This is a genomic window from bacterium (assembly GCA_030654305.1).
In the GTDB taxonomy this organism is placed as follows: Bacteria; Krumholzibacteriota; Krumholzibacteriia; order LZORAL124-64-63; family LZORAL124-64-63; genus PNOJ01.
Genome location: JAURXS010000216.1, coordinates 1 through 2,702, shown reverse-complemented (window position 1 = coordinate 2,702; position 2,702 = coordinate 1). Strand labels below are relative to the sequence as shown.

General features: G+C 71.9%; 2 protein-coding genes. One reads left to right on the top strand and one right to left on the bottom strand.

Going from position 1 to position 2,702, the window contains the following annotated elements:
- On the bottom strand, nucleotides 1-951 hold a 951-nt coding region (locus Q7W29_05835), incomplete at its 3' end, for an NAD(P)/FAD-dependent oxidoreductase (protein ID MDO9171333.1).
- A gap of 199 nt (nucleotides 952-1,150) precedes the next feature.
- On the opposite strand from Q7W29_05835, the gene Q7W29_05830 reads away from it, so the two are divergent.
- Nucleotides 1,151-2,494, top strand: coding sequence for an MFS transporter (locus Q7W29_05830; protein ID MDO9171332.1), 1,344 nt, complete (start codon nucleotides 1,151-1,153; stop codon nucleotides 2,492-2,494).
- Nucleotides 2,495-2,702 lie beyond the last annotated feature (208 nt).

Genomic DNA, 2,702 nt, shown 5'->3' with positions numbered 1-2,702 from the left:
GATGTCGCCGATGGCGTAGACGCCCGGCGCCGCCGTCTGCTGGTAGGCGTCGGTCTGGACGAAGCCGCGCTTGTCGACGACGGCGCCGGCCTCGGCCAGGCCGAGGCCCTCGGTGACCGGCCGGCGGCCGACCGCCAGCAGCAGGTGCGAGGCGGTGCGCGTGACCGCGTCGCCGGTCGCGAGGTTCTTCAGCTCGACCTCCACGCGGTCGCCGACGCGCGCGATCCGCACGGCGCGGTGGCCGCAGAGCACGCCGATCTTGCGGCGCACGAGCGCCTGCTCGATCTCGCGCGAACAGTCGGCGTCCTCCAGGGGCAGGACGCGCGGCAGCATTTCCACCAGCGTCACCTCGCCGCCGAAGGCCGCCACGATGTCGGCGAACTCGACGCCGACCGCCCCGGCTCCCAGCACGATCAGCGACGACGGCACGGCCGGGATCTCGAGCAGGTGGTCGCTGGTCAGGATGCGCTCGCCGTCGGGCTGCACGCCGGGCACGGCGCTGGCCGCCGAGCCGGTGGCGACGATGATCTTCGGCGCCAGCAGGACCTCGGGGGGCTCGCCGGGGCGTTCCACGATGACGCGGCCGGGGCCGTCGAGGCGGCCGCGGCCCCGCACGACCTCGACCCCGGCGCCGTCGAGCAGCACGCCGACGCCGAGGGCGCCCTTGCGCACGACCGTCTCGCGGCGCTTCTGGATCTTCGCCCAGTCGAAGGTGGCGGCGGGCACCTCCACGCCGAAGGTCTTCGCGCCCTTGCGGCACAGCTCCCAGGTCCGCGCCGACTGCAGCAGGGCCTTGGTCGGGATGCAGCCGCGCAGCAGGCAGGTGCCGCCGAGCCGTTCGTCCTTCTCGACCAGGACGGTGCGCAGCCCGAGCCGGGCGCCGCGCGCGGCGGCCGCGTAGCCGCCCGGCCCGGCGCCGATCACGACGAGGTCGCAGGATCGTTCGTTCATGGTTTCCACTCCCGGGATGTCGCCCGCGGCGGGGCCGGCCGGGCCGCGCCGCGACCATCATAGGAGGCGGCCGCGGGGAATGCCAGCCGCGACCGGCGGGGCCTGCGGCCGCTCTCCGGCGTTGACGGATCGCGCCCCGCGGGTTCTCATGGGCCAGGTTCCGTCACGGCGGCGGACCGCTCACGACAGGAGACACGTCATGTCCGACACCATCGCCATGGCGGCCCCGGGACGGTTCCATCCCGCCGGGCGCCCGTACCGGATGCTCGTGCTGGGATTCGCCAGCCTGCTGACCTTCGGCAGCTACTTCGCCTACGACATCATCGGGGCCCTGGCCCCCTCGCTGGTGGAGGACCTGGGCGCCTCGCGCAGCACCATCGGCGGCTTCTACACCGCCTACAGCGTGGCGGCGATCCTGGCGGTGTTCGGCAGCGGCTTCCTGATCGACCGCCTGGGCACGCGCCGCTCGAGCATGATCTTCTCGGTCCTGGTGCTGTGCGGCGCGCTGGTGGTGGCTTCGGCCAAGACGATCCCGATGGTCTTCGTCGGCCGCTTCATCTTCGGGGCCGGCGCCGAGCCGCTGGTCGTGGCGCAGAGCGCCATCCTCGCCCGCTGGTTCCGCAACAAGGAGATCGCCCTGGCCTTCGGCATCTCGCTGACGGTCTCGCGACTGGGCACGCTGTTCGCCTTCAACACCGGCGAGTTGATCGCCCAGACCTTCGGCGGCTACCGGGCCGGCCTGGTCGCGGCCGCGATCTTCTGCGGCGTCTCGCTGCTGGGCAACATCGTCTACGTGATCCTGGACCGCCGCGGCGAGCGCTACCTGCCCGACCTCCAGGAGACCGGCGCCGAGGACAAGATCACCCTCGCGCACATCCTGAAGCTCAGCCCCAGCTTCTGGTACGTGACGCTGCTCTGCCTGACCTTCTACTCCGCGGTGTTCCCCTTCACGGCCCTGAGCACCGATTTCTTCGTCGACAAGTGGGGGGTGCAGCGGGTGGCCGAAGCGAGCGGCGGTTTCCTCGCCAACGTCTTCGGCAGCTTCCTGCACATGTTCCAGACCGCGGGCGGGCTGTCCTCGATCATCATCTTCGCCTCGATGATCTGCGCGCCGTTCGCCGGCCTGCTGGTCGACCGCGTGGGGCGCCGGGCCACGATGATGCTGGTGGGCTCGATCCTGATGATCCCGGCCTACCTGCTGCTCGGGCTGACCGACATCTACCCGGTGCTGCCGATGATGGTGCTGGGCGCCGCCTTCGTGCTGGTGCCCGCGGCCATGTGGCCGGCGATCCCGCTGGTGGTCAAGGCCGAGCACACGGGCACCGCCTTCGGCCTCTGCACCGCGATCCAGAACATCGGCCTGGCGCTCTTCCCCTTCCTGAACGGGAGGCTGCGCGACGCCACGCAAGGCTACAGCGCCAGCATGCTGATGTTCGCGGGGCTGGGCGTCGTGGGGTTCGTCTTCGCGCTGCTGCTGAAACGGGCCGACCAGGCCGGCGGCCGCGTCCTGGAGGGCCGGCCGCCCCGGGCACCGGGGGTTTGACGCCTCCGCGACCGCTGCCTATCATTCCCGGGCCCGCCCTGCGGGCCCGTCGCCACGAACGGCGGCCGACGATGCACGAGAGCCTGGAGGCCCCATGAAGATAGCCGTTTGCGTGAAGCAGGTCCCCGACTCCGAGACGCGGATCACCCTGGCCGCCCCGGGTCCGGAGCTCGACCGCTCCGGCTTCACCCGCGTGCTGAACCCCTAC

Bases quoted from the DNA above. Each gene is read 5' to 3' on its own strand.
- Q7W29_05830 (MDO9171332.1), top strand. From the start codon at position 1,151: ATGTCCGACACCATCGCCATGGCGGCCCCGGGACGGTTCCATCCCGCC.